Source organism: Anaerosalibacter sp. Marseille-P3206, assembly GCF_900155565.1.
Classification (GTDB): domain Bacteria; phylum Bacillota; class Clostridia; order Tissierellales; family Sporanaerobacteraceae; genus FUHM01.
Genome location: NZ_FUHM01000002.1, coordinates 1,112,798 through 1,134,098, shown reverse-complemented (window position 1 = coordinate 1,134,098; position 21,301 = coordinate 1,112,798). Strand labels below are relative to the sequence as shown.

The following is a 21,301-nucleotide window of genomic DNA, read 5'->3' as shown; positions in this document are numbered from 1 at the left end:
AGTAACCTGCTAATATATATTAGCAGGTTACATTGTTTTTAGTGAAAAAGATAATAGTAAGCTAAATAATAAAAATATAAATATACTAATTATTAAAGGCCAATTAAATATCTTTTCATCTGACAATTCTTCTCTTTCTTCTTTTAAGCTAATGTTGTTTACCTCTGCCAATTTATGCATTAGTAAATATACTATAAACAAACATATAACAACAGCTATTCCTAATAATAAAAGATTTGTTTCTCCAATTGCTTCAGGCCCTGCATCACTAGTGGGCATAATTAAATCCATAAATAGTGGAAATCCATTGTTAATAAAGTGAATAAGCATGGATGAAAATATGGAATTAGTACTGTAAACCAAATAAGAAGCTACAATTCCTGCAAAAAAGGTATGAGAAAATTGAAAACTGTTTAAATGAAGCATACCAAACATTAATCCATTAATTATTGCAGCTATTAATCTCCTTTTTTTACTATAACCTTCTAACACAATGCCCCTCATAAGGATTTCTTCTAATACAGCAGGAGTTAAAGCTGTAAATAATAGTATTCCAAAAGCGGTATTAGAAGTTTCTTCAGTTACAAGCTCTGCCAATGTACTCCCGAAATATGAAGTATATATGGTTATAACAAACATAGAAAGAGGCAACATGAAAATCCATATAACAGGGATCAAAAGAAGGCTTTTTTTGTTTAATGGATTTAATTTTAATATCTTTTTTGCAGACTTTCTATTTATAACTAAATATATTATTATTGGGATTAAAAAAGCTATGTACTGATATAAGTTTTCATTAAATGGCAAAAACTGTACCATTATAGCCCAAATAAGTGTTAAAAAATAAAATAAATTGACTTTGTATATAGGTCTTTCCTTTGAAATTGCTTTACTTTCCATAGTACACTCCTTTCATAATTAATTATATTAACAAAGTATATTATATATGAAATATATATAATAATCATTAAAAACCTTCAATTTCATTGAAAAACGAATATTAAAGAACCTAGTATAATATTTATGAATATATTCAATTTACCATCTTGAATTTTGAACTAATACGAGATGGTAAATGTTTGTAACTTACAAGTACTTGTGCTATAATTCATGTAAGTTTAAGTATTGAAATTCAGTATTTAGATGTAAGTTATTGTATATTTTTCAGTAGAAATAGTATTCTATTGAGGAGATAAGGAGGTAAAGGCCAAGGGCTGAAATTTATGAAAATATTACATTTGGGATTAGATGTAGGCTCAACAACGGTCAAACTTATAGTATTAAATGAGAAATTAGATATACTCTATAGTAACTATAAGAGACATTTTTCTGATATTAAAAGCAGTGTAAAGGAATTGATATTGGAAGCTTATAGTAGGTTTAAAAATGAAAGAATTACAATAATGGTTACAGGATCTGGGGGTTTAGCAGTTAATAAGTGGCTAAATATACCTTTTATCCAAGAAGTCGTAGCTTCTTCTACGGCAATACGTAAGTTTATTCCACAAACAGATGTAGCTATAGAATTAGGAGGAGAGGATGCAAAGATAACATACTTTGAAGGTGGAGTTGACCAGAGAATGAATAGTATTTGTGCTGGTGGAACAGGAGCTTTTATTGATCAGATGGCTACTCTTGTTCAAACAGATGCCAAGGGTCTAAACGAACTTTCGAAGGGGCATAAGGCCATTTATCCTATAGCTAGTAGATGTGGTGTGTTTGCAAAAACTGATATTCAAGCACTGATAAATCAAGGGGCTTCAAAAGAAGATATAGCAGCAAGTGTATTTCAGTCTGTTGTAAATCAAACCATTACAACTCTTGCTTGTGGACGACCTATTAAAGGAAAAGTAGCATTTTTAGGTGGTCCTCTACATTTTTTATCAGGGCTTCGTGAAAGATACATTGAAACTTTAAAATTAACAGAAGATGAAATTATATTTCCTGAAAATTCCCAACTATTTGTAGCTTTAGGGGCTGCAGTTGCATCAAGAGAAGTTGATGAGATCACCTTTATAGAACTTAAGAATAGGCTTGATTCTTTAGATAGGCCTATAGATATGAGTGTTAAAAGGATTAGACCCCTATTTTTAAATAAAGAGGAATTAGAGGAATTTAGGGAAGGGCACAAAACACGTAAGTTAGTTAAAAAGGATATAAAAAATGCTAGTGGCCCATGTTATTTTGGTATAGATGCAGGTTCTACTACCACTAAAGTTACTCTTATAGATGATGAAAACAACATATTGTATTCACATTATAGTAACAACAAGGGAAAACCATTGGAATTGGTAGTAGAGTTATTAAAAGAAGTTTATAGCCTATTACCAAAAGAAGCTTATATTGCAAGTTCTGCAGTAACAGGTTATGGAGAAGAACTTATTAAAGCTGCTCTTCATGTTGATGAAGGTGAAGTGGAAACAATAGCTCATTACAAAGCAGCAGACTATTTTCTACCTGGCGTAGATTTCATTTTAGACATTGGTGGTCAAGATATGAAATGTATGAGGGTTAGAGATGGTGTTATTGATAGTATATTGTTAAATGAAGCATGTTCTTCTGGATGCGGATCATTTATTGAAACCTTTGCCCATTCAGTAAACCTAAGTGCAGAGGAATTTTTAAATGAAGGACTTATGGCAGAAAATCCAGTGGATTTAGGCTCAAGATGTACAGTATTTATGAATTCAAAAGTAAAACAAGCACAAAAAGAAGGTGCCACAGTAGGAGATATAGCAGCAGGCCTTTCTTATTCTGTTATTAGAAATGCTCTTCAAAAGGTAATTAAGATTAGAGACCCAGAAGAAATGGGAGAAAAGATTGTAGTGCAAGGTGGGACTTTTTATAGTGATGCAATACTAAGGGCATTTGAGTTAGTCTCAAGCAGAACTGTTGTAAGACCTGATGAACCAGGGCTTATGGGGGCACTAGGGGCTGCACTTATAGCTAAGGAAAGACATATGTCGGGTGAAAAATCAAAACTTTTAGACAGAGAGAAACTAGATGATTTTTCTTATGATACAAGGATGAGAAGATGTGGGGGTTGTGGAAACAACTGTCTCCTTACTATAAACCACTTTTCGGATGGAAGTAGATACATTACCGGAAATAGATGTGAAAAGGGGTCTGGAATAAGTAAGGAGAGAAAGGATATTCCAAACCTTTATACGTACAAATATAATAGAACTTTTGATTACAAATCATTAGATGAAAGTGAAGCTAAACGAGGGATCATAGGGATACCTAGAGTTTTAAATATGTACGAAAACTATCCATTCTGGCATACTTTCTTTACTGAATTAGGGTTTAAAGTAGTATTGTCAGGACATTCTACTAGGGAACTATATGAAAAGGGAATAGGGACAATTCCAAGCGAAACTGTTTGTTATCCAGCTAAGCTATCACATGGACATATTATAGACTTAATAGAAAAAGGTGTAAAGTTAATATTTTACCCAAGTATTTTTTATGAAAAGAAGGAAGATGAGGAATCAAACAATCATTTAAATTGTCCAGTTGTAACTTCATATCCTGAAGTTATCAAGCACAATATGGATGAATTGAAAGAAGGAGATGTAGTATTTCTAAACCCGTTCTTGACATTTGATGATTTGAATGGATTGAAAAAAGGTATTGCTAAAGAGCTTAAACAATTAAATGTATCAAGACGAGAGATAGACAGTGCGGTAGATATAGCATGGAATGAAGAGTTAAAATACAAAGAAGATATAAGACAAAAAGGTGAAGAAGTACTTAAATACTTAAAGGAAAACAATATGAAGGGGATAGTATTGTCAGGAAGACCATATCATGTGGATCCTGAGGTTAATCATGGTATTCCAAATGTTATTACATCTTTAGGTATGGCTGTTTTGACAGAAGATTCAATAGCTCATCTAGAAAAAACTGAAAGGCCATTGAGAGTTGTAGACCAGTGGACATATCACTCTAGATTATATAGAGCTGCAAACTTTGTGGCTAGAGAACAAGATATAGAATTAGTTCAGCTAAATTCTTTTGGCTGTGGTCTAGATGCAGTAACTACTGATCAGGTACAGGAAATACTGGAAAATTTTAAAAAGATTTATACTGTTCTTAAAATAGATGAAGTGAATAATTTAGGTGCAGTGAAGATTAGATTGAGATCTCTAAATGCAGCCGTTGACGAAAGGGATAAATCAGGATTTGAACCTGTAAGAAAAGGAGAATTACCTGAAAGGGTTATATTCACAACAGAGATGAGAGAGAAACACACTATACTTGCACCGCAGATGGCTCCAATTCACTTTAAAATATTACAAGAAGCTGTAAATACTTGTGGATACAATTTTGAAATATTGCCATCAGTAGACAAAAAAGCCATAGATGAGGGACTTAAATATGTAAACAATGATGCTTGCTATCCATCCATTATAGTTGTTGGTCAGTTTATAAATGCATTGAAATCAGGGAAATATGATTTAAACAATACATCTGTATTGATGACACAAACAGGTGGAGTATGTAGGGCTTCTAACTATATAGGATTTATAAGAAAAGCACTAAAGGATGCTGGATTTGGACATATTCCAGTTATAAGTGTAAGTCCTAATGGCATGGAAGCAAATCCAGGATTTACTTATTCTATGGAGTTGGCAAGGAAAGGTGTTATGGCTATTATGTATGGTGATTTACTCATGAGGGTACTATACAGAGTTAGGCCATATGAAAAGATAAAGGGTTCAGCTAACTTATTGTTTGAAAAATGGATGGAAAAATGTATAGAATCAGTAAAAGTAGGAGATAAAAAAGTATTCAAAGAAAATATTGAGGAAATAGTTTCAGATTTTGATAAATTAGAGATTACAGATGTAGAGAAACCAAAAGTGGGAATAGTAGGAGAAATACTTGTTAAATACCATCCTACAGCTAATAATGATATAGTGGATATATTAGAAAAGGAAGGCACAGAAGTTGTAGTACCAGATTTGACAGATTTTTTAATGTACTGTGCTTATAACGAATCTTTCAAATACAAACAATTGTCTAAGGCTAGATTAAATAAGTTTGCAGGAGAGGTTTCTATATTATATTTAGAACACTATAGAAAGCATTTAAAGAGGGCCCTTAAGAAAAGTAATAGATTTTATCCTCCACTTACTATAAAGGAATTGGCTAGTTTAGTAACACCTGAAATTTCCCTAGGAAATCAGGCTGGAGAGGGATGGCTTCTTACTGCCGAAATGGTAGAACTCATTGAAAGTGGAGTAGAGAATATAGTATGTGTACAGCCTTTTGGATGCTTACCAAATCATGTAACAGGAAAGGGAATGATTAAGGCTATAAAAGAAAGATATCCAATGGCCAATATTGTAGCAATAGACTATGATCCAGGAGCAAGTGAAGTAAATCAATTAAACAGACTAAAACTTATGCTTTCAACTGCAGAGGACAATTTAACAGAAGATTCATCTAATGTAAAAAAAGATGTTTCTGCTACTTCATATAACTAATAATATAAAACCTGCCAAAGGAACTTGTGGCAGGTTTTATACTATTTTAAAATCTTTTTAACCAAGTTGATTTTATCTCCATAAGGAGGATATCTAAAATCAGGGTCAAATGAAGTACTTCTCTTTAAAACACTCTTATAATGAGTAAATGTATCGAAGCTACCTTTCCCATGGTAACCTCCCATTCCACTATTGCCTACACCGCCAAAGGGCAAATGTGGGTTAGACAAATGCATTATAGTGTCGTTAATGCAGCCACCACCGTAGGATGTATGTCCAATTATCTTTTCTATCTTTTCATTATTTGTTGAGAAAAAGTATAGAGCAAGTGGTCTTGGACGATTGTTTACCATTTCTATAACATCATCTAAAGTATCATATTCTAATATTGGGAAAAGTGGGCCAAATATTTCATCCTCCATAATAGGATCATTCCAGCTAGCATTGTCTATCAATGTTGGGGAAATGTATAAATCATCTTTGTCATATTTTCCTCCATAGATGATTTCACTACTGCTTATTAATTTTACCAATCTAGCAAATTGTTTTTCATTGACTATTCTTCCATACTCACTATTTTCCTGAGGGTTCTTGCCATAGTATTGTTCAATATATGTAATCATATGTTTTATCAATTCTTCTTTTACATTTTTATTAACTAATATATAGTCTGGTGCAACACAAGTTTGACCTACATTTAAAAACTTTCCCCATATTATTCTTTTAGCAAATAGGTCTAAATCCCCTTCATTATCTACTATACAAGGACTTTTTCCCCCTAATTCTAATGTAACAGGAGTTAAATGTTTAGCGGCTTTTTCCATGACCATTTTTCCTATAGGCACACTGCCAGTATAGAAAATATAATCAAACTTCTCATCTAAAAGGAATTTCCCTTCTTCACCAGTAATAACACTAATATATGAACTTGGAAAGTTTTCATTTATCAATTTTTCTAATACTTTACCAGTGTGTTCAGATGAACTTGAAGGCTTTATTATAGCAGTATTGCCTGCAGCTATACTTCCTATAAGTGGAGCAAGTGACAGCTGAAAAGGATAATTCCATGGTGCAATGATTAGTGTATTTCCATAGGGTTCTGGATAGATATAACTTTTAGCCTTAAAGGCTGCTAGAGGGGTTTTCACCTTCTTTGGTTTCATCCAACTACTTAGATACTTTGTAGTAAAGCTTATTTCACTTAAAACAATTCCAATTTCTGTTGTATAAGATTCAAATGGAGATTTACCTAAATCCTTTTTAAGTGCCTCTGATATGTCATTTTCATTTTCCTCTATGATACTTTTTAACTTATTTAAACTATCTAATCTAAAATTTAAATCTTTTGTTTTATTACTTTTATAGAATTTTCTCTGACTTTCTAGAATAGATTTAATATCATACATACATTTCACCTCTTTCCATATATTTATTATATCACCCAAAAAATATTAAAGAAACACTAACTTTCTTTATTCTACCAGTAATTTTATATTCTATTTTCTCTATTTGAAGCACTAGAATTATATGTTTTGTTGTGATAAAATAATTGACAAAGTATTCAATCAAGGGAGAATATTCAGACGAGTCGGAATAAAGGTTGATAAATTAACAAAATATAAAAATGTTAGGAGGTTAGTTTATGCTTACTGAAGAGATGAAGGATATAATTGATAACATTATAGAAACACATGGTGGAAAACAATCTTCTATAATCACTGTACTTCAAGAAGTTCAAGGGAAATATAGGTATTTACCAGAGGAGGCTTTAGAATATATAGCTGACAAAATGGATATTAGTTCTTCTAAGATATTTGGCATTGCAACCTTTTATGAGAACTTTTCATTAGAACCAAAAGGAAAATATGTTATTAAAGTTTGTGACGGTACTGCATGTCATGTGAGGAAATCCATTCCGATACTTGAAGCACTATATAAAGAGTTAGAATTAAATGATAAAAAACATACTACCAATGACTTATTATTTACTGTTGAAACTGTATCTTGTCTTGGCGCATGTGGCCTTGCACCTGCCATTAATATCAATGATAAGGTGTATGGAAAGATGACCCCAGAGTCTGCTATTGAACTTATACACGAAATAAGGAGGGGTCTAAAAGATGAAAATTAATAGTATTGAAAAGCTTAAAGGAATATCTCAAAGATATAAAAACAGTCTTGATAAACAAGAAAAGCATGTATTGGTTTGTGGAGGAACTGGATGTGTAGCAAATGGTTCTTTGGCAATTTATGATAGATTGAGAGAGTTGGTAGAAGAAAAAGGATTATTAGCAAAGGTAGAACTATATGAAGAAGATAAAGGAATTGGAATAAGAAAAAGTGGTTGCCATGGATTTTGCGAAGAAGGCCCATTGGTTAGAATTGAACCAGACAAATTTTTATATATAAGAGTAAAGTTAGAAGACTGTGAGGAAATTGTAAATACGACTTTAATAGAAGGACATCCTGTTGAAAGACTTATGTATAAATCTGAAGGTAAAGTTTTTCATACACAAGAAGAAATACCTTTTTACAAATCTCAAACACGTCTTGTGTTAGAGCACTGTGGACACATTGATGCAGAATCAATTGAAGAGTATATTGCATATGGTGGCTATCAAGCACTTGCTAAGGTTTTGGATGAAATGACTCCTGAAGAAGTATGTAATGAAATAACTAATGCTAAGCTTAGGGGCAGAGGTGGTGGTGGATATCCTGCTGGAAAGAAATGGTCCCAAGTACTTTCCTATCCAAGTGATAATAAATATGTGATATGTAATGGTGATGAGGGAGACCCTGGGGCATTTATGGATAGATCTATTATGGAGGGAGATCCACACAATATAGTTGAAGGTATGAGTATAGCTGCTTATGCAACTGGAGCGTCAGAAGGATATATATATGTGAGAGCTGAGTATCCATTGGCAGTAGCAAGATTAAATAAGGCTATTGAACAAGCAAGAGAATTTGGATTACTTGGTAAAAATATATTAGGTACAGATTTAAATTTTGATATTCATGTAAATCAAGGGGCAGGGGCATTTGTTTGTGGCGAGGGTAGTGCACTTATTGCCTCAATCGAAGGGGAAAGAGGAATGCCTAAAGTAAAGGTAAAGAGAACTGTAGAACAAGGGCTATGGAAAAAGCCTACTGTATTAAACAATGTTGAAACCTTTGCAAATGTTAGGCATATAATTATGAACGGCGCTGAATGGTACAAGTCTTATGGTACCCAAAATAGCCCTGGTACAAAGGCATTTGCTTTAACAGGAAATGTAAATAATACTGGCCTCATAGAAGTACCTATGGGTACAACTCTTAGGGAAGTTATATTCGATATAGGTGGAGGGATAAAGGATAATAAAAAGTTTAAGGCTGTTCAAATAGGAGGGCCTTCAGGTGGTTGCTTAACGGAAGAACATTTAGATATGCCACTGGATTTTGATTCATTGAAAAAAGCTGGAGCTATGATTGGTTCTGGTGGAATGGTAGTAATGGATGAAGATACTTGTATGGTAGAAGTTGCTAGATTTTTTATGAATTTTACTCAAAAAGAGTCCTGTGGAAAATGTGTACCTTGTAGAGAAGGTACCAAAAGAATGCTTGAAATTTTAGAAAAAATTGTTGTAGGAAAGGGTACAGTAGAAGATCTAGATTTACTTGAAGAATTAGCAGATACCATAACAAATACTGCTCTTTGTGGGCTTGGAAAAACAGCAGCAAACCCAGTAGTTAGTTCATTGAAATATTTCAGAGATGAATATTTGGCTCATGTAGTAGATAAGAAATGCCCTACTGGTACTTGTCAAGGACTTAAGATAATAAAGATTGTACCTGAATTATGTAAAGGTTGTGGAAAATGTAGATTAATATGTCCTGTAAACGCAATATCTGGAAGAATAAAAGATAAATTTACAATTGATCCTGATATTTGTATTAAATGTGGTACTTGTTTAGAACATTGTGCATTTTCAGCTATAAAGGAGGAGTAGGCTATGAGTACTATGATAATAGATGGTAGAAAAGTCGAATTTGATAAGGAAAAAAATGTATTGGAGGTAGTGAGAAAAGCTGGTATCAATTTGCCAACATTCTGTTACCATTCAGAATTAAGTATTTATGGTGCTTGTAGGATGTGTATAGTTGAAGATACTAAGGGAAAAGTATTTACTTCTTGTTCAGAGGTACCAAAGGACGGCATGGAAATATTTACAAACACCCCAAGGCTTTTAAAGTATAGAAAAACAATTCTTGAACTATTATTAGCTGAACATGATAGGGATTGTACTGCATGTAATAGAACTGGACAATGTCAACTTCAAGAGTTGGCAGTTAGATTAGGAATAAGAGAAATTAGATTTAACAAAATGATTGATAAACTCCCTATTGATAAATCAAGTTTGAGTATTATAAGAAACCCAAATAAATGTATTTTATGCGGAGACTGTGTAAGGGTATGTGAAGAGGTGCAAGGAGTAGGGGCTTTAAGCTTTGCATATAGAGGTTCAGAAATGATAGTAACACCTGCTTTTAATAAGAATATTTCACAAGTAACTTGTGTAGATTGTGGACAATGTAGAGTTGTATGTCCAACAGGGGCAATTATAATTAAGAATGAGAATTATAAAGTTTGGGAAGCAATTCATGATAAAAACAAAAGAGTAGTAGCTCAAATAGCTCCAGCGGTAAGAGTTGCACTAGGAGAAGAGTTTGGATTAAATCCAGGAGAAGTAACAGTAGGAAAAATAGTTGCTGCTCTTAAGACCATTGGAGTAGATGAAGTTTATGATACATCCTTTGGAGCAGATATGACAGTGATAGAGGAGAGCAATGAATTTGTTACAAAGCTTACAGAAGGTAAGAAACTTCCTCTATTTACTTCTTGTTGTCCAGCATGGGTTAAATTTGCTGAGAATAAATTCCCTGATATGGTGGATAATATTTCTACTTGCAAATCTCCACAACAAATGTTTGGATCAGTTTTGAAGGAGTACTTTAAGGATAAGGACAAAGAAGAAGGTAAAGAGACTATAGTTGTATCAGTAATGCCTTGTACAGCTAAAAAGGCTGAAGCCGCTAGAGAACAATTTGAACATGATGGAAACAGAGATGTTGATATAGTTATAACAACACAAGAATTAGCATTTTTAATAAAGGAAGCAGGTATAATATTTGAATCATTAGAAGAAGAATCCTTTGATATGCCCTTTGGGTTAGTAAGTGGTTCAGGTGTAATATTTGGTTCAACTGGAGGAGTCACTGAGGCAGTAGTTACAAGACTTCTAAAAGATAAACCTAATCATACAGCTAAGGATGTAATGTTTAAAGATGTAAGAGGAATGGAAAATATAAAAGAAGCTGTATTTGATATAGATGGAACAGAGGTTAGATTAGCAGTAGTACATGGACTAAAAAATGCTAGTGAATTGGTAAAACAAATAAAGTCAGGAGAAAAAAGCTATCATTTTGTAGAAGTAATGTCTTGCCCAGGTGGTTGTGTATGTGGTGGAGGTCAACCAGTATCTAAAACAAGTAATAGGGGCATTGATAGGGCTAATGGATTATATAAACTTGATAGAACTTCTCAAATCAAGAGTTCTGAAGAAAATCCTTTGATAAGTTCATTGTTTGAAGGAATGCTAAAGGACAGACATGATTTACTACATGTTCATAAGAAGGAAGAATCTAATTTTTAATTAAATTAAAAATTGTTATAATAATTATATTAGCAAAAAGTAGAAATAAATAAAGTGCTAATACCAGTCTCACTGTCGCGTTTGCAAATAACATTCCATGTGCTATAATTTTTATATAGCTAAAGCATTGTGGAGGTGATAACTTGGTACAGCAATATACCAAAGAAATGATTCGAGAGGTATTCATCAATATGTTGAATGAGCGTCCACTTGACAAAATCACAGTTAAGGATATTGCTAAAGCATGTAATATTAATAGAAATACTTTTTATTATCACTATACAGATATATATGCACTTTTATCAGAAATTTTCCAAACAGAACTTCAAAGAGTAATTGGTGAGTATAATGATACACTTTCTTGGGAAGAGAGTTTTCTTTTAGCCACTAAGTTTGCTTTAGAAAACCAGAAAGCTATTTATCATATATATAATTCTATGCAGAGAGAACAATTAGAGAATTATATATATAATGTATCAGGAAATGTTATGATTAGATATGTTGAAAAAGTAAATGATGGTATTTCAGCCTCTTTAGGAGATAAAAAACTGATTGCTTTCTTTTATCAATGTGCCCTTACTGAAATGATACTACATTGGATAGCTTCTGGAATGAAGGGGGACCCTAATAATATAATTCGACGAATAGGCCAGCTTTTTGATGGAAACATTAGATTATCTCTTAAGCGAAGTGCTGATTTAAATGATATTTGGCAAAAAAGTGATATGAGGTTTTTTTCTTATTAGACATTTTTATTTTGATGCATAAAGATTGTATAAATAAACTGTGGTGTTCAATTTTTGAACACCACAGTTTATTTATATAATGTAAAACTTATAAAAAGTTTATATAATGAACTCAAGTAAACATAATAGTCCAAATCAAAAGACTATTAAAAAAGTAAAAGGGGAGAATAAAATGAAATTAAAGACACATGATGAAAGGCTTACGCTTACAAATGGGAACTATCATTCTTTAGTAAATGCAAGAAAACCTAAAGATATTGAAAACAAAAAGGCTTATTTAATTGGAACTGGAATTGCTTCATTAGCTGCTGGATGTTTTTTGATTCGTGATGCTCACATGGATGGCAGCAATATTACTTTTTTAGAGCAATTAGATATTCCTGGAGGGTCTTTGGACGGTCAAGTTCGCCAAAATGCAGGTTATGTGGCACGTGGAGGACGTGAACAGGGACATCATTTTGAAGTTTTATGGGATTTGTTTAGTTCCTTACCATCTACAGAAGATCCTAATATGACTGTATTAGATCATTTTTATTATACAAATCATGATGATCCAAATTTCAGCAATTGTCGTATTACTCATAACCATGGTGAACGCTATGATAATGGAAAATTTAATTTGGGTCAAGACTTGGCAAAAGAATTAGCTGCTTTTACGATGATGACAGATGAAGAACTTCAAGATAAAGCTATTGAAGATATTTTTTCCGAGGAGCTTTTAAATACTGATTTCTGGACAATATGGAGAACAATGTTTGCTTTTGAGAACTGGCATAGTGCTTTAGAGATGAAATTATATATGAATCGTTTCATCCATCATGTTGATGGCTTACCAACTCTTTCAGCTTTGCAATTCTCACGTCATGATCAATATACTTCATTTGTAAAACCTATGGTTAAATATTTAGAAGACCATGGTGCTAAATTTGAATATGGGGTCACTGTTGATAATGTTGAATTCTCAATTTCAGATGATAAAAAAGTTGCAAAGAAGATAGTTGCAAAGGATAAAAATGAAAATGACATTTCTATTGACTTAACAGAAAATGATTTAGTATTTATCACTAATGGCTCTATGACTGAAGGTTCTGGATATGGTGATGACAATACTCCAGCTCCATTTAACAAGGAAGCAAAAGGATGTTGGACTTTGTGGAGAAATATAGCAGCTCAATGTGATGAGTTTGGAAATCCAGATAAATTCTGTACAGATCCAGAAAAATCTAATTGGGAGTCTTGTACAGTAACTTGTCATGATGAACGTGTTCCTGAATATATTGAAAAGATTACAAAACGTTCTCCATATACTGGACGAACTGTAACAGGTGGTATAGTTACAGCAGTTGACTCTTCATGGTTAATGAGTTGGACCATAAACCGTCAAGAACAATACTATGGTCAACCTGAAAAAGATGTTGTTGTTTGGGTATATAGTTTATTTACCGATGTTCCTGGCGACTACATTAAGAAATCTATGAGAGATTGTACTGGTAAGGAAATTACAAAAGAATGGTTATATCATATAGGAGTTCCCACAGATAAAATTGAAGAATTAGCAGAAAGTTGTACTGCAGTTCCTGTTATGATGCCATTTATTACATCTCAATTTATGCCTCGTGAATTTGGAGATCGTCCTTATGTTGTACCAAAGAATGCAGTAAACTTTGCTTTCCTTGGACAATATGCTGAAACATTAGATGATCCAGGACGTGATACTGTATTTACTATTGAATACTCAGGACGTACAGCTATGGAAGCAGTATATGTGTTGACTGGAGTTGAAAAAGGAGTTCCTGAGGTATATGCTTCCAGATATGATATCCGCTATTTGTTAAATGCAGGTGTATGTTTATTAGATGGGGAAAAACCAGAAATAGATTTGCCACCACTAGTTAGACGTAAAATTGAAAAACAAGTAGCAGGAACAGAGATTGAAAAGATGTTGAAAGAATATAAAATTATTTAATGATATCTAGAATTAAATAATATGATTAAAATCCCGAATTTGAGAAAATCGGGATTTTAATTTATTACTTATATTGATAATACAATAGAATATTATGTAAAGGAGAATATTTTCATGAATGAACAAAATAAAAAGCTTAATCAATCTTATATTCCTACCATAGAAGAAATGCAAAGTTGGTATAGAGATGATTTGCACAAGGAAGCTTTAAAATCATTGGAATGTGAAAATAGCAAAAAAATAGAAGAGCAAGGATCATTTTTTAAAGCTTTTAGAAGATTTGAAGAAAGGGACGATAAAATAGTTCCTAATCCTAAAAAAAATAATGTTTATTATAAAAAATACAGAGCTTATAAAGAAGAAGAAATATTAAACATGAGCAAAAAGATACAAGAAATTGAAAATTTAATTGAATATGAAAAGTTCTTCCTGCGATTTGAAAGAAGAATAAATAGTGAGAGCAATAATTACAGTAATTATAGGAGCAATTCCGCTACAAGATATAGAGTTGATTCTATAAAAAAGTTAGAAAGAGAATTAGAGGAACTTATTAGAAACTCCCCAGAAGGGTGGGAGTTTTATCATAAACGTCTATTGATAAGAGATATAGAAAACAAATATCAACAGCATTTAGTTACAGTTCCTTATGTAGTTAAATCAAAACAAAAAATAATAGATTCGCTAGACTTAGGTGTTCCAGTATATATTGTAGGACATTTAGGCAGTGGGAAAACGCAATTAGCAATTGAAGCAGCTGTAGATTTTACTATTCAAAACAAAATACAAAGAGAATTAGAAGACAAAATGGAAGGTTGGTTTTCTACCAATCCAAATGCAACAGAAAAAGTGGCTATTCAAAAATTTAAAGAATTTAATGAAGAAAGAAAGCTTTACTATAAAAATATTTTAACTAATGGAAGTAAAGAGGAAATAGAGTCTTTACAGCCACTTTTTATATCTGGTTCACATAATTTAACTTATGAAGATATGTTTGTAGAGAAAACTTTGTCTCTAGAACATAGTTTTTCTGAAGGATCATATTCGGATTATCTAAATATGATTATAGGAGATTTTTATGAGTGGATGGATGAACACAAAGAAAGGCTAGAGAATATGACTGATGAAGAGCAGTTACAGCTTAAGATTCAGATATGGAAGAGCTTTTCTGATTTGTTAGTAGCAAGTAATAGTGCTTTTGGAACTGAAATCAAAAAAATAGAAAAAGAGATTTTGATTGCAGTAAAAGAAGGTCGTCCTGTAATCGTTGACGAATTAAATACGATTGCCATGCAAAATTTAATTGCTTTGAATGACATATTGCAGCGTCATGCGGGAAGTACGGCCTATATTACAGGAGTTGGCCCTGTCTTGATTAAACCTGGATTTGGATTTATTGGTACAGGAAATCTATCAACTCAAACGGTTAATTATGAAGGAACAAATGATTTAAATCCAGCATTTAAATCACGTTTTGTGACTATTGAATATAATTATGTACCACAAAATATAACAGGCTCTTTAGAAGATCAAGAGTTTCCAGAAAAAAACGAACTTTTTAGAATAATATTAACACAATTGGCTGATAAAAATGGGAATATTTTCATTCCTAACTCCAAGAGGACATTGGAAGAATTGTTTCGATTTTCTCAGTTGTGTAGAGTTACTCAAAATGTTTTTATGGGCAATTGGAAGGACAATGAAGTAGAAAAGGATTTTGGAGTAGGTGGATTGGAGCTTCGAGAATCTGTATTATCAATCCGTAATATTTTGCATGTTTTAGATAATTGGAATCAAGGGGAAGAAAAAGATTTGAGCAAGGCTTTGTGGGATGGTTTTATTAGTTCAATTACTTATCCTGACGATCAAAATTATATTCTCTCACAAGCAGTGCGCTTTGGTTTTTTTCCTGAATCAGAAGGATGGAAGATTGAGACAAAAGGCTTAGGAGAAGCAACTACAACATATGATGAAATTCGTACCCGCCCATATCACTATGTTCGCCCATCAATAGAAACTTTAAGCTATTTAGATGTGGTTCATCTGATATTTGGGAAAGGAACTACAAGAAAAACTTTGCCAAAAGAATTAATGGAAGATTTAAAATATAATATTGATGATTCATTGCCAATTGATGCAAAGAAATATGAAAAACTAGACCAACAATTATCTCATTTAGAGCATTCAAAGGATTTACTTGAATACTTAGAAGATAATGGGGGAGAAGAATGAAAATAAATTTGTCGGTGGATGGAAATGACTTCAAGAATCAAGTTGAAAATCTAAGAAAAAAGTTGAATGAATGTCAAACAAATGGAATTTTGAATGAAGATTTTGAAGAACAATTAGAAAAACTTTCGCAAATTGAGGAAGCCTTATTGGCTGAATTGATTCCATATTATCGAGTTTACAAAAACAATGTCATAGAAACTTCAATGCTAATAAATCAGACAAAACAATTGGGAGCATTTAGTTTTAATAGTTTTATAGAAAGCATATTAAGAATTAATGAAAATCTCTTCATTACAGCTAGTGTAGATAGAAGTGTTCAATTTTTTTATATAGATACTTCTGATGATGATCAAATTGAAGTAGAGTGGAGTGCTCCTATCAAAGATATAAAGGAGAGAATTTCATTTATATATAAATTAAATGATAAAGAAATTTTGCTTTTTGGAGCTATAGGTGGATGCTATTTAATTTCATGTGATAATTTTGAACAAATACCTGATGCCAACGGACAAATTGAAGTTAAAAGAATTCAAATAGAGTATGATTTTAGTGTATTTGGAAGATGTTTAGCAATTAATGATACTTTATTTATAGCTGAGAATGGAGAAGAAAAGTTAAGTTTATTTGAAATAATAAAAGAAAAAGATGAATATCAATTGATATTTCATGAGGATATATATTGTAGTGTTTCAAATTGGGCTACAATGGAAAAAATAAGTCATGATTATTTTGTAGTTGGAACAAAGACAGGAAGATTATATTTAATTAAATATGATAACAAACAACTTAGTATTATCAAAGAAATAGATTTGCTAAATGATGAAATAAGAGCAATTAGATTTCTAGAGAATGAAGATGGCAAAAAGGATTCTCTTATAGCCATAGGAAATAAAGGACAGCTTAAAATATTTTCTTTATATGAAGATACAATAGATATAAAGATGGAAATAGATGATTTAAAAGGTAATTTATTTGATGTTCAATCTAAAAAAGGCACAGCTATAGTTTTAAGTGAAGATGGAATCATATATTTATTTGAAATGAACTTTGGAAATTGGTACCTGAATGAAGATACAACAATTGAAGATGTGTTTTTTACAAATGTCATAAAATTTGACATTTCAAAATATCTACTTATGGATATAGAAGGCAAATTAAATCTATTAGAAATTGATAGAATCAATACACCAAAGGACTTATGGGATTTGCCACTGTATCAATAGGAGGGAGAGGCATGTTTGAATTTGATGAACAAATCCTAATCGAAGAATCTAAAAAACATTTTGAAGAATTTTTGCGAAAACAGCAACGCTCATTAGCTACATTTACAGGAGATTCTAGTTTGATGTATATTTCCCATCCTAAATTTGAAAGATTTCTATTAGACCCTTCAAAGGGGGTTTTATATTTGCCACTTCAAAGCTTTTTGGATAGGAAATTAGATGAAAATCAAATAATGTGGCATATCTACTATGAGTTAGCCCTCTATCCTGATTGGAAAAAGCAAACTAAAAAATATCTGAATAGAAAAAATGATTGGCAGAAAGAAATTGATCGGATGACAATTTATATTCTAGCTAGGATAAAAAAAGAAGGGTTAGAAAAAGATCAGGCATATCAACCCAAAATTATTTTGAATTATGTGAGAAAAGAAATTCTTGACTTATTACGTTTACTGGATAAGCAAGTAGCGTTCTTAAGGGTTTTGCAGATGTGTCCTATATATAGGGATGAAGAAAATTTTGAGAAAATTGCTTCATATATGGAACAAGTAGGTAAAACCATAGAGTCCATTCTTAAAATGCCTAGACATAGAGCTTTTGCAAATAGTTTTTTAATCATTGAATTATATCAAGTAGAGCCTAAAATAAAAGGATGTGCCCAAAATCCCTTTGATAGAAAAATTTTTAATCAACCTTTTTTTGACTTTATTCATTATCAATTAGTTAGACAGATTAATAATGATCAGGGAATTGTAGAAAGAGATCAATTTCTTCGTTCATTTATCTTTCCAGTTTTTGAACAATTGTGGAAAGAAGAAATTGATGACATGATATTTTATAAATCAAAAAGACAGCAAAAAGAAAAACTTAAAGGAAATAAAAATCCTTTTGAACAATCTGAAGTAGATGAGATAATAGATTCATTTGAATCTACCCAAGAAGAAGAGGAAAAGATTTTAGAAGAAATGCTAGATAAAAGAGACCAAATAAGCGTAAGTGTAAAAAATACCAGGGAAGGTAAGGTTGATTTAACTCCTTATGGGATTAGTCAAACAGATCAACAATTGTTTCAGTTTTATTCAAATAAAATGAAATCGGAAAGGGAACAAATGCGTAAATTTTGGGAAAAGCTTATAGGAGATGCTAAAAAAGAAATAAATGTAAAAAAAGATGGTCAAATAAAGGGAAAGTTAGATATTGATAATTTTATTGACTATTATCCAGATTTTGTAGAGGCTGAAAAAAAGGGCAATTACAAAAATCTTCCGATTTTCAACCGATATTTACTAGAGCCTCAAACAGATATATTGCCTGAGAGAATAGAGATTTCTTTTGTGATAGACAATTCAGGCTCAATGAATGAATCAAAAATTGAGGCAGCAAGAAAAGCTTTGGCAGTGACATTACTGTCAATAGATGATTTCAATCGGTATCTGAAAATTAATGGAAAACAATTAAATCAAAAAGTAGAAGTTTTAAGCGAAACTTGGTTTTTTGGCAGTAAGTATTATAATGTTAAAGAATTTAACGATAATAATGGAAAAGAAAAAGAAAAAAGTGATATAATTCGCTCAATTGTAAAGTTAGATGCAACAGATGGAGCTACTGATGATGCTAGTTGCCTTAGGGAAATATCTAATAGCATTATGCCCATACAGGAAAGTGAACTTAAAAAAGGTAAACAAATGAAGATAGTTTTTGAAATTACAGATGGCGCGTCAAGTTTTCCAGGGTCTACAAAAGAAGCTGTACAGGAGTTGATATCTAAGAATGTTGAAATATATGCATTTCAAATAGGTAAAAATATTAAAACCAATGAAAAAATATTTAATTTCGTATGGAATGAAGGATATAAACAACCACGGGGGATAATGGTCGGCGAACAAGTAGAAAAACTACCTAAAGAATTGCTAAAAGCAGTAGGAAAAAACCTGCAATCAATTTTTAACAAATAATTGATAGTAAAAGATAAAAATAAGATTATTAATTTTAAAGGGACTAATTTTGTAACTGTTTTGTAACGATTTCAAGAGCTAGATTTGATATATTTAATATAGTTCATTGATAATAGAATAATATGAAATAAATTATTATACAAAATTAATAAAAATAGGGTATAATAGATAAAGAAGTTATTTAAGAAAAACGAAAGAGGTAATATTATGATGAAGAAAAAGTACTTACTTTTAGTAGTTGGATTAATATTAATAATCTCTGTAGCTGGGTGCACAGTAAAAGCGAATAAAGAAAAGGATGGGGAAGATCCTAAAAAAGTAGAAGAAGAGATGGCACAAGTAGAAAAGAGAGAAAAAGAAAAAATAGAAAGAGATTTTGAAGTATTAATCAAAGAAAATAGTGAGCCCTATAAATTAGCCAAGTATATTGATGAAAATATATCAAAAGCATCTCCTGAATTTGCAGAAAAGATGGTTATAGAATTAGAATGTATGCAGGAAAGCTATGCAATTCATTATATGGATGAATTTTTCAAAGAAGATAGACAATCTACTCTAGCAAAAGTTTTCCCTAATTATGAATTTGATTCAAACAAAGTTAATTCTATAGAAGATGAAGAATTGAAAAAACTTGTGACTAATATTATTGATGGGAAATATAAAATAGTTAGTGCAGAGGGAGCTTTTTATCCAGCAATAGACTACAATGCTCTAAATGGATACAAGCAGTATATTTCAGATGAAATGGCAGAGTATATTAATATTATGGCTATTCATTTAGATAATCCTCCAATGAGAGATGCAGGACTAATTATATCTTGGGATGATTTAGCAGATAGACTTATAAATATAGAAAAATATTTGAGAAAATACGTTGATGGAGTTAAAAGTGAAGAGATAACTAGACTTTATGGTGAATACTTAGTCATGTATATGCAAGGAGGAGACAATACTCCAATATACAATAGAGAAGACAAAAAGATAATTGAAGACGTGCTTAACAGCTATAAAAAAACCATATCCAATGATAAAGAAGGGATAACAGGTAATATTATTAGCAAATACTTAAAAGTGATAGAAGAAAATAATTATATAATTGATGATGTTGTTACTTCTAAGATTATAGATTTAAACACTGAAGCTATAGGAAACTTAGAAGAACATAAATAAGCCCACCAATGGCATAGTTCTATACCCCTTCAACAAAAGGAACTATGCCAATTTTTTTGCCTTTGAGTTGATAATAATTTTATTTTATGGTATATAATAAGTAAACAAGGGGAGGTATTTTAATGAAAAAAGTGGAGTGTTAGGCTCCACTTTTTTAGGGAAGGAATGTATTAATTGAAACTAAAAAGAGATTTTTATAATAGAGATACTGTGATTGTAGCTAAGGAACTTCTTGGTAAAACTTTAGTACACAATATAAATGGAAAGGTATTGAAAGGGAAAATTGTTGAAACAGAAGCTTATTTAGGTGTTATTGATAAAGCAGCTCATTCTTATGGAGGCAAAAGAACAGCAAGAGTTGAAATCATGTATGGTCCTTCAGGAAGAGCATATATATATATAATATATGGTATGTATTATCTTCTTAATGTGGTGACTAAGGAAGAGGGAACCCCAGAAGCAGTGCTCATAAGAGGAATAGAGCCATTAGAAGGAATTGAGGATATGGCATTGAACCGTTATAAAAAGTCATTAGATGAACTTACAAAAAAGCAAATAATAAATTTAACCAATGGACCGGGAAAACTTTCTAAAGCAATGAATATTGAAAAGTCTTTAAATGGAGAAGATCTATGTGGTGATAGATTGTATATTGAAGAGGGGTTAAATGATAAATTTGATATAATAACTGACAAGAGAATAGGAATTGACTATGCTGAAGAAGCTAGAGATTTTCCCCTTAGATTTTATATAGAAAGCAATAAATATGTTTCAAAAATATTGAAAAAATAATTTGTGAGGAATATAATTAAAAAAGTGGAGGA

13 protein-coding genes are annotated in these 21,301 nt (G+C 31.6%); 11 read left to right on the top strand and 2 right to left on the bottom strand.

Features of this window, described 5'->3' with window-relative positions; genetic code table 11:
* Positions 1-27: 27 nt before the first annotated feature.
* Entirely contained in the window at positions 28-900 is an 873-nt protein-coding gene (locus BQ9840_RS06845) for a CPBP family intramembrane glutamic endopeptidase (protein ID WP_077369078.1), read from the bottom strand.
* Between the two features lie 323 nt (positions 901-1,223).
* Here BQ9840_RS06845 and BQ9840_RS06840 point away from each other — a divergent pair, with 323 nt between their 5' ends.
* Entirely contained in the window at positions 1,224-5,492 is a 4,269-nt protein-coding gene (locus tag BQ9840_RS06840; protein ID WP_077369077.1) for a 2-hydroxyacyl-CoA dehydratase, read from the top strand.
* Between the two features lie 41 nt (positions 5,493-5,533).
* Here the strand turns inward: BQ9840_RS06840 and BQ9840_RS06835 are convergent, their stop codons facing one another.
* Positions 5,534-6,898 carry an aldehyde dehydrogenase gene (locus tag BQ9840_RS06835; RefSeq protein ID WP_077369076.1) on the bottom strand — a complete coding sequence of 455 codons (1,365 nt, stop codon included), beginning with the start codon at positions 6,896-6,898 and terminating at the stop codon, positions 5,534-5,536.
* Positions 6,899-7,134: 236 nt separating this feature from the next.
* Here BQ9840_RS06835 and BQ9840_RS06830 point away from each other — a divergent pair, with 236 nt between their 5' ends.
* From BQ9840_RS06830 to BQ9840_RS06785, 10 genes are all read left to right on the top strand, one after another.
* The gene (locus BQ9840_RS06830) at positions 7,135-7,623 is read left to right on the top strand and encodes an NADH-quinone oxidoreductase subunit NuoE family protein (RefSeq protein WP_077369075.1); all 489 of its coding nucleotides are present in this window, start codon (positions 7,135-7,137) and stop codon (positions 7,621-7,623) included.
* Positions 7,613-9,484 (top strand): NADH-quinone oxidoreductase subunit NuoF, encoded by a 1,872-nt coding sequence (locus BQ9840_RS06825; protein WP_077369074.1) that lies wholly within the window; start codon positions 7,613-7,615, stop codon positions 9,482-9,484. Before BQ9840_RS06830 ends, BQ9840_RS06825 begins: the two co-directional genes overlap by 11 nt.
* A 3-nt stretch (positions 9,485-9,487) precedes the next feature.
* Positions 9,488-11,188, top strand: a complete 1,701-nt coding sequence (locus BQ9840_RS06820) for a [FeFe] hydrogenase, group A (protein WP_077369073.1) — start codon at positions 9,488-9,490, stop codon at positions 11,186-11,188.
* 143 nt (positions 11,189-11,331) lie between these two features.
* On the top strand, positions 11,332-11,934 hold the full coding sequence (locus tag BQ9840_RS06815; RefSeq protein ID WP_077369072.1) for a TetR/AcrR family transcriptional regulator: 603 nt from the start codon (positions 11,332-11,334) through the stop codon (positions 11,932-11,934).
* A 172-nt stretch (positions 11,935-12,106) separates the two neighbouring features.
* A complete protein-coding gene (locus BQ9840_RS06810; protein WP_077369071.1) occupies positions 12,107-13,900 on the top strand; it encodes an oleate hydratase in 1,794 nt (597 codons plus the stop codon).
* A gap of 114 nt (positions 13,901-14,014) precedes the next feature.
* Positions 14,015-16,129: a hypothetical protein gene (locus BQ9840_RS06805; RefSeq protein WP_077369070.1), complete on the top strand. Its 2,115-nt coding sequence runs from the start codon at positions 14,015-14,017 to the stop codon at positions 16,127-16,129.
* Entirely contained in the window at positions 16,126-17,352 is a 1,227-nt protein-coding gene (locus BQ9840_RS06800; protein ID WP_077369069.1) for a hypothetical protein, read from the top strand. Before BQ9840_RS06805 ends, BQ9840_RS06800 begins: the two co-directional genes overlap by 4 nt.
* A gap of 11 nt (positions 17,353-17,363) precedes the next feature.
* A complete protein-coding gene (locus tag BQ9840_RS06795) occupies positions 17,364-19,307 on the top strand; it encodes a vWA domain-containing protein (protein ID WP_077369068.1) in 1,944 nt (647 codons plus the stop codon).
* A 207-nt stretch (positions 19,308-19,514) separates the two neighbouring features.
* The gene (locus BQ9840_RS06790) at positions 19,515-20,477 is read left to right on the top strand and encodes a hypothetical protein (RefSeq protein WP_077369067.1); all 963 of its coding nucleotides are present in this window, start codon (positions 19,515-19,517) and stop codon (positions 20,475-20,477) included.
* Positions 20,478-20,651: 174 nt separating this feature from the next.
* Positions 20,652-21,269: a DNA-3-methyladenine glycosylase gene (locus tag BQ9840_RS06785; protein ID WP_077369066.1), complete on the top strand. Its 618-nt coding sequence runs from the start codon at positions 20,652-20,654 to the stop codon at positions 21,267-21,269.
* The last annotated feature ends 32 nt before the right edge of the window (positions 21,270-21,301 follow it).

Coding starts and splice junctions, on each gene's coding strand:
- BQ9840_RS06805 (WP_077369070.1), top strand. CDS start 14,015: ATGAATGAACAAAATAAAAAGCTTAATCAATCTTATATTCCTACCATA.
- BQ9840_RS06840 (WP_077369077.1), top strand. CDS start 1,224: ATGAAAATATTACATTTGGGATTAGATGTAGGCTCAACAACGGTCAAA.
- BQ9840_RS06800 (WP_077369069.1), top strand. CDS start 16,126: ATGAAAATAAATTTGTCGGTGGATGGAAATGACTTCAAGAATCAAGTT.
- BQ9840_RS06825 (WP_077369074.1), top strand. CDS start 7,613: ATGAAAATTAATAGTATTGAAAAGCTTAAAGGAATATCTCAAAGATAT.
- BQ9840_RS06845 (WP_077369078.1), bottom strand. CDS start 900: ATGGAAAGTAAAGCAATTTCAAAGGAAAGACCTATATACAAAGTCAAT.
- BQ9840_RS06810 (WP_077369071.1), top strand. CDS start 12,107: ATGAAATTAAAGACACATGATGAAAGGCTTACGCTTACAAATGGGAAC.
- BQ9840_RS06820 (WP_077369073.1), top strand. CDS start 9,488: ATGAGTACTATGATAATAGATGGTAGAAAAGTCGAATTTGATAAGGAA.
- BQ9840_RS06835 (WP_077369076.1), bottom strand. CDS start 6,898: ATGTATGATATTAAATCTATTCTAGAAAGTCAGAGAAAATTCTATAAA.
- BQ9840_RS06795 (WP_077369068.1), top strand. CDS start 17,364: ATGTTTGAATTTGATGAACAAATCCTAATCGAAGAATCTAAAAAACAT.
- BQ9840_RS06830 (WP_077369075.1), top strand. CDS start 7,135: ATGCTTACTGAAGAGATGAAGGATATAATTGATAACATTATAGAAACA.
- BQ9840_RS06790 (WP_077369067.1), top strand. CDS start 19,515: ATGATGAAGAAAAAGTACTTACTTTTAGTAGTTGGATTAATATTAATA.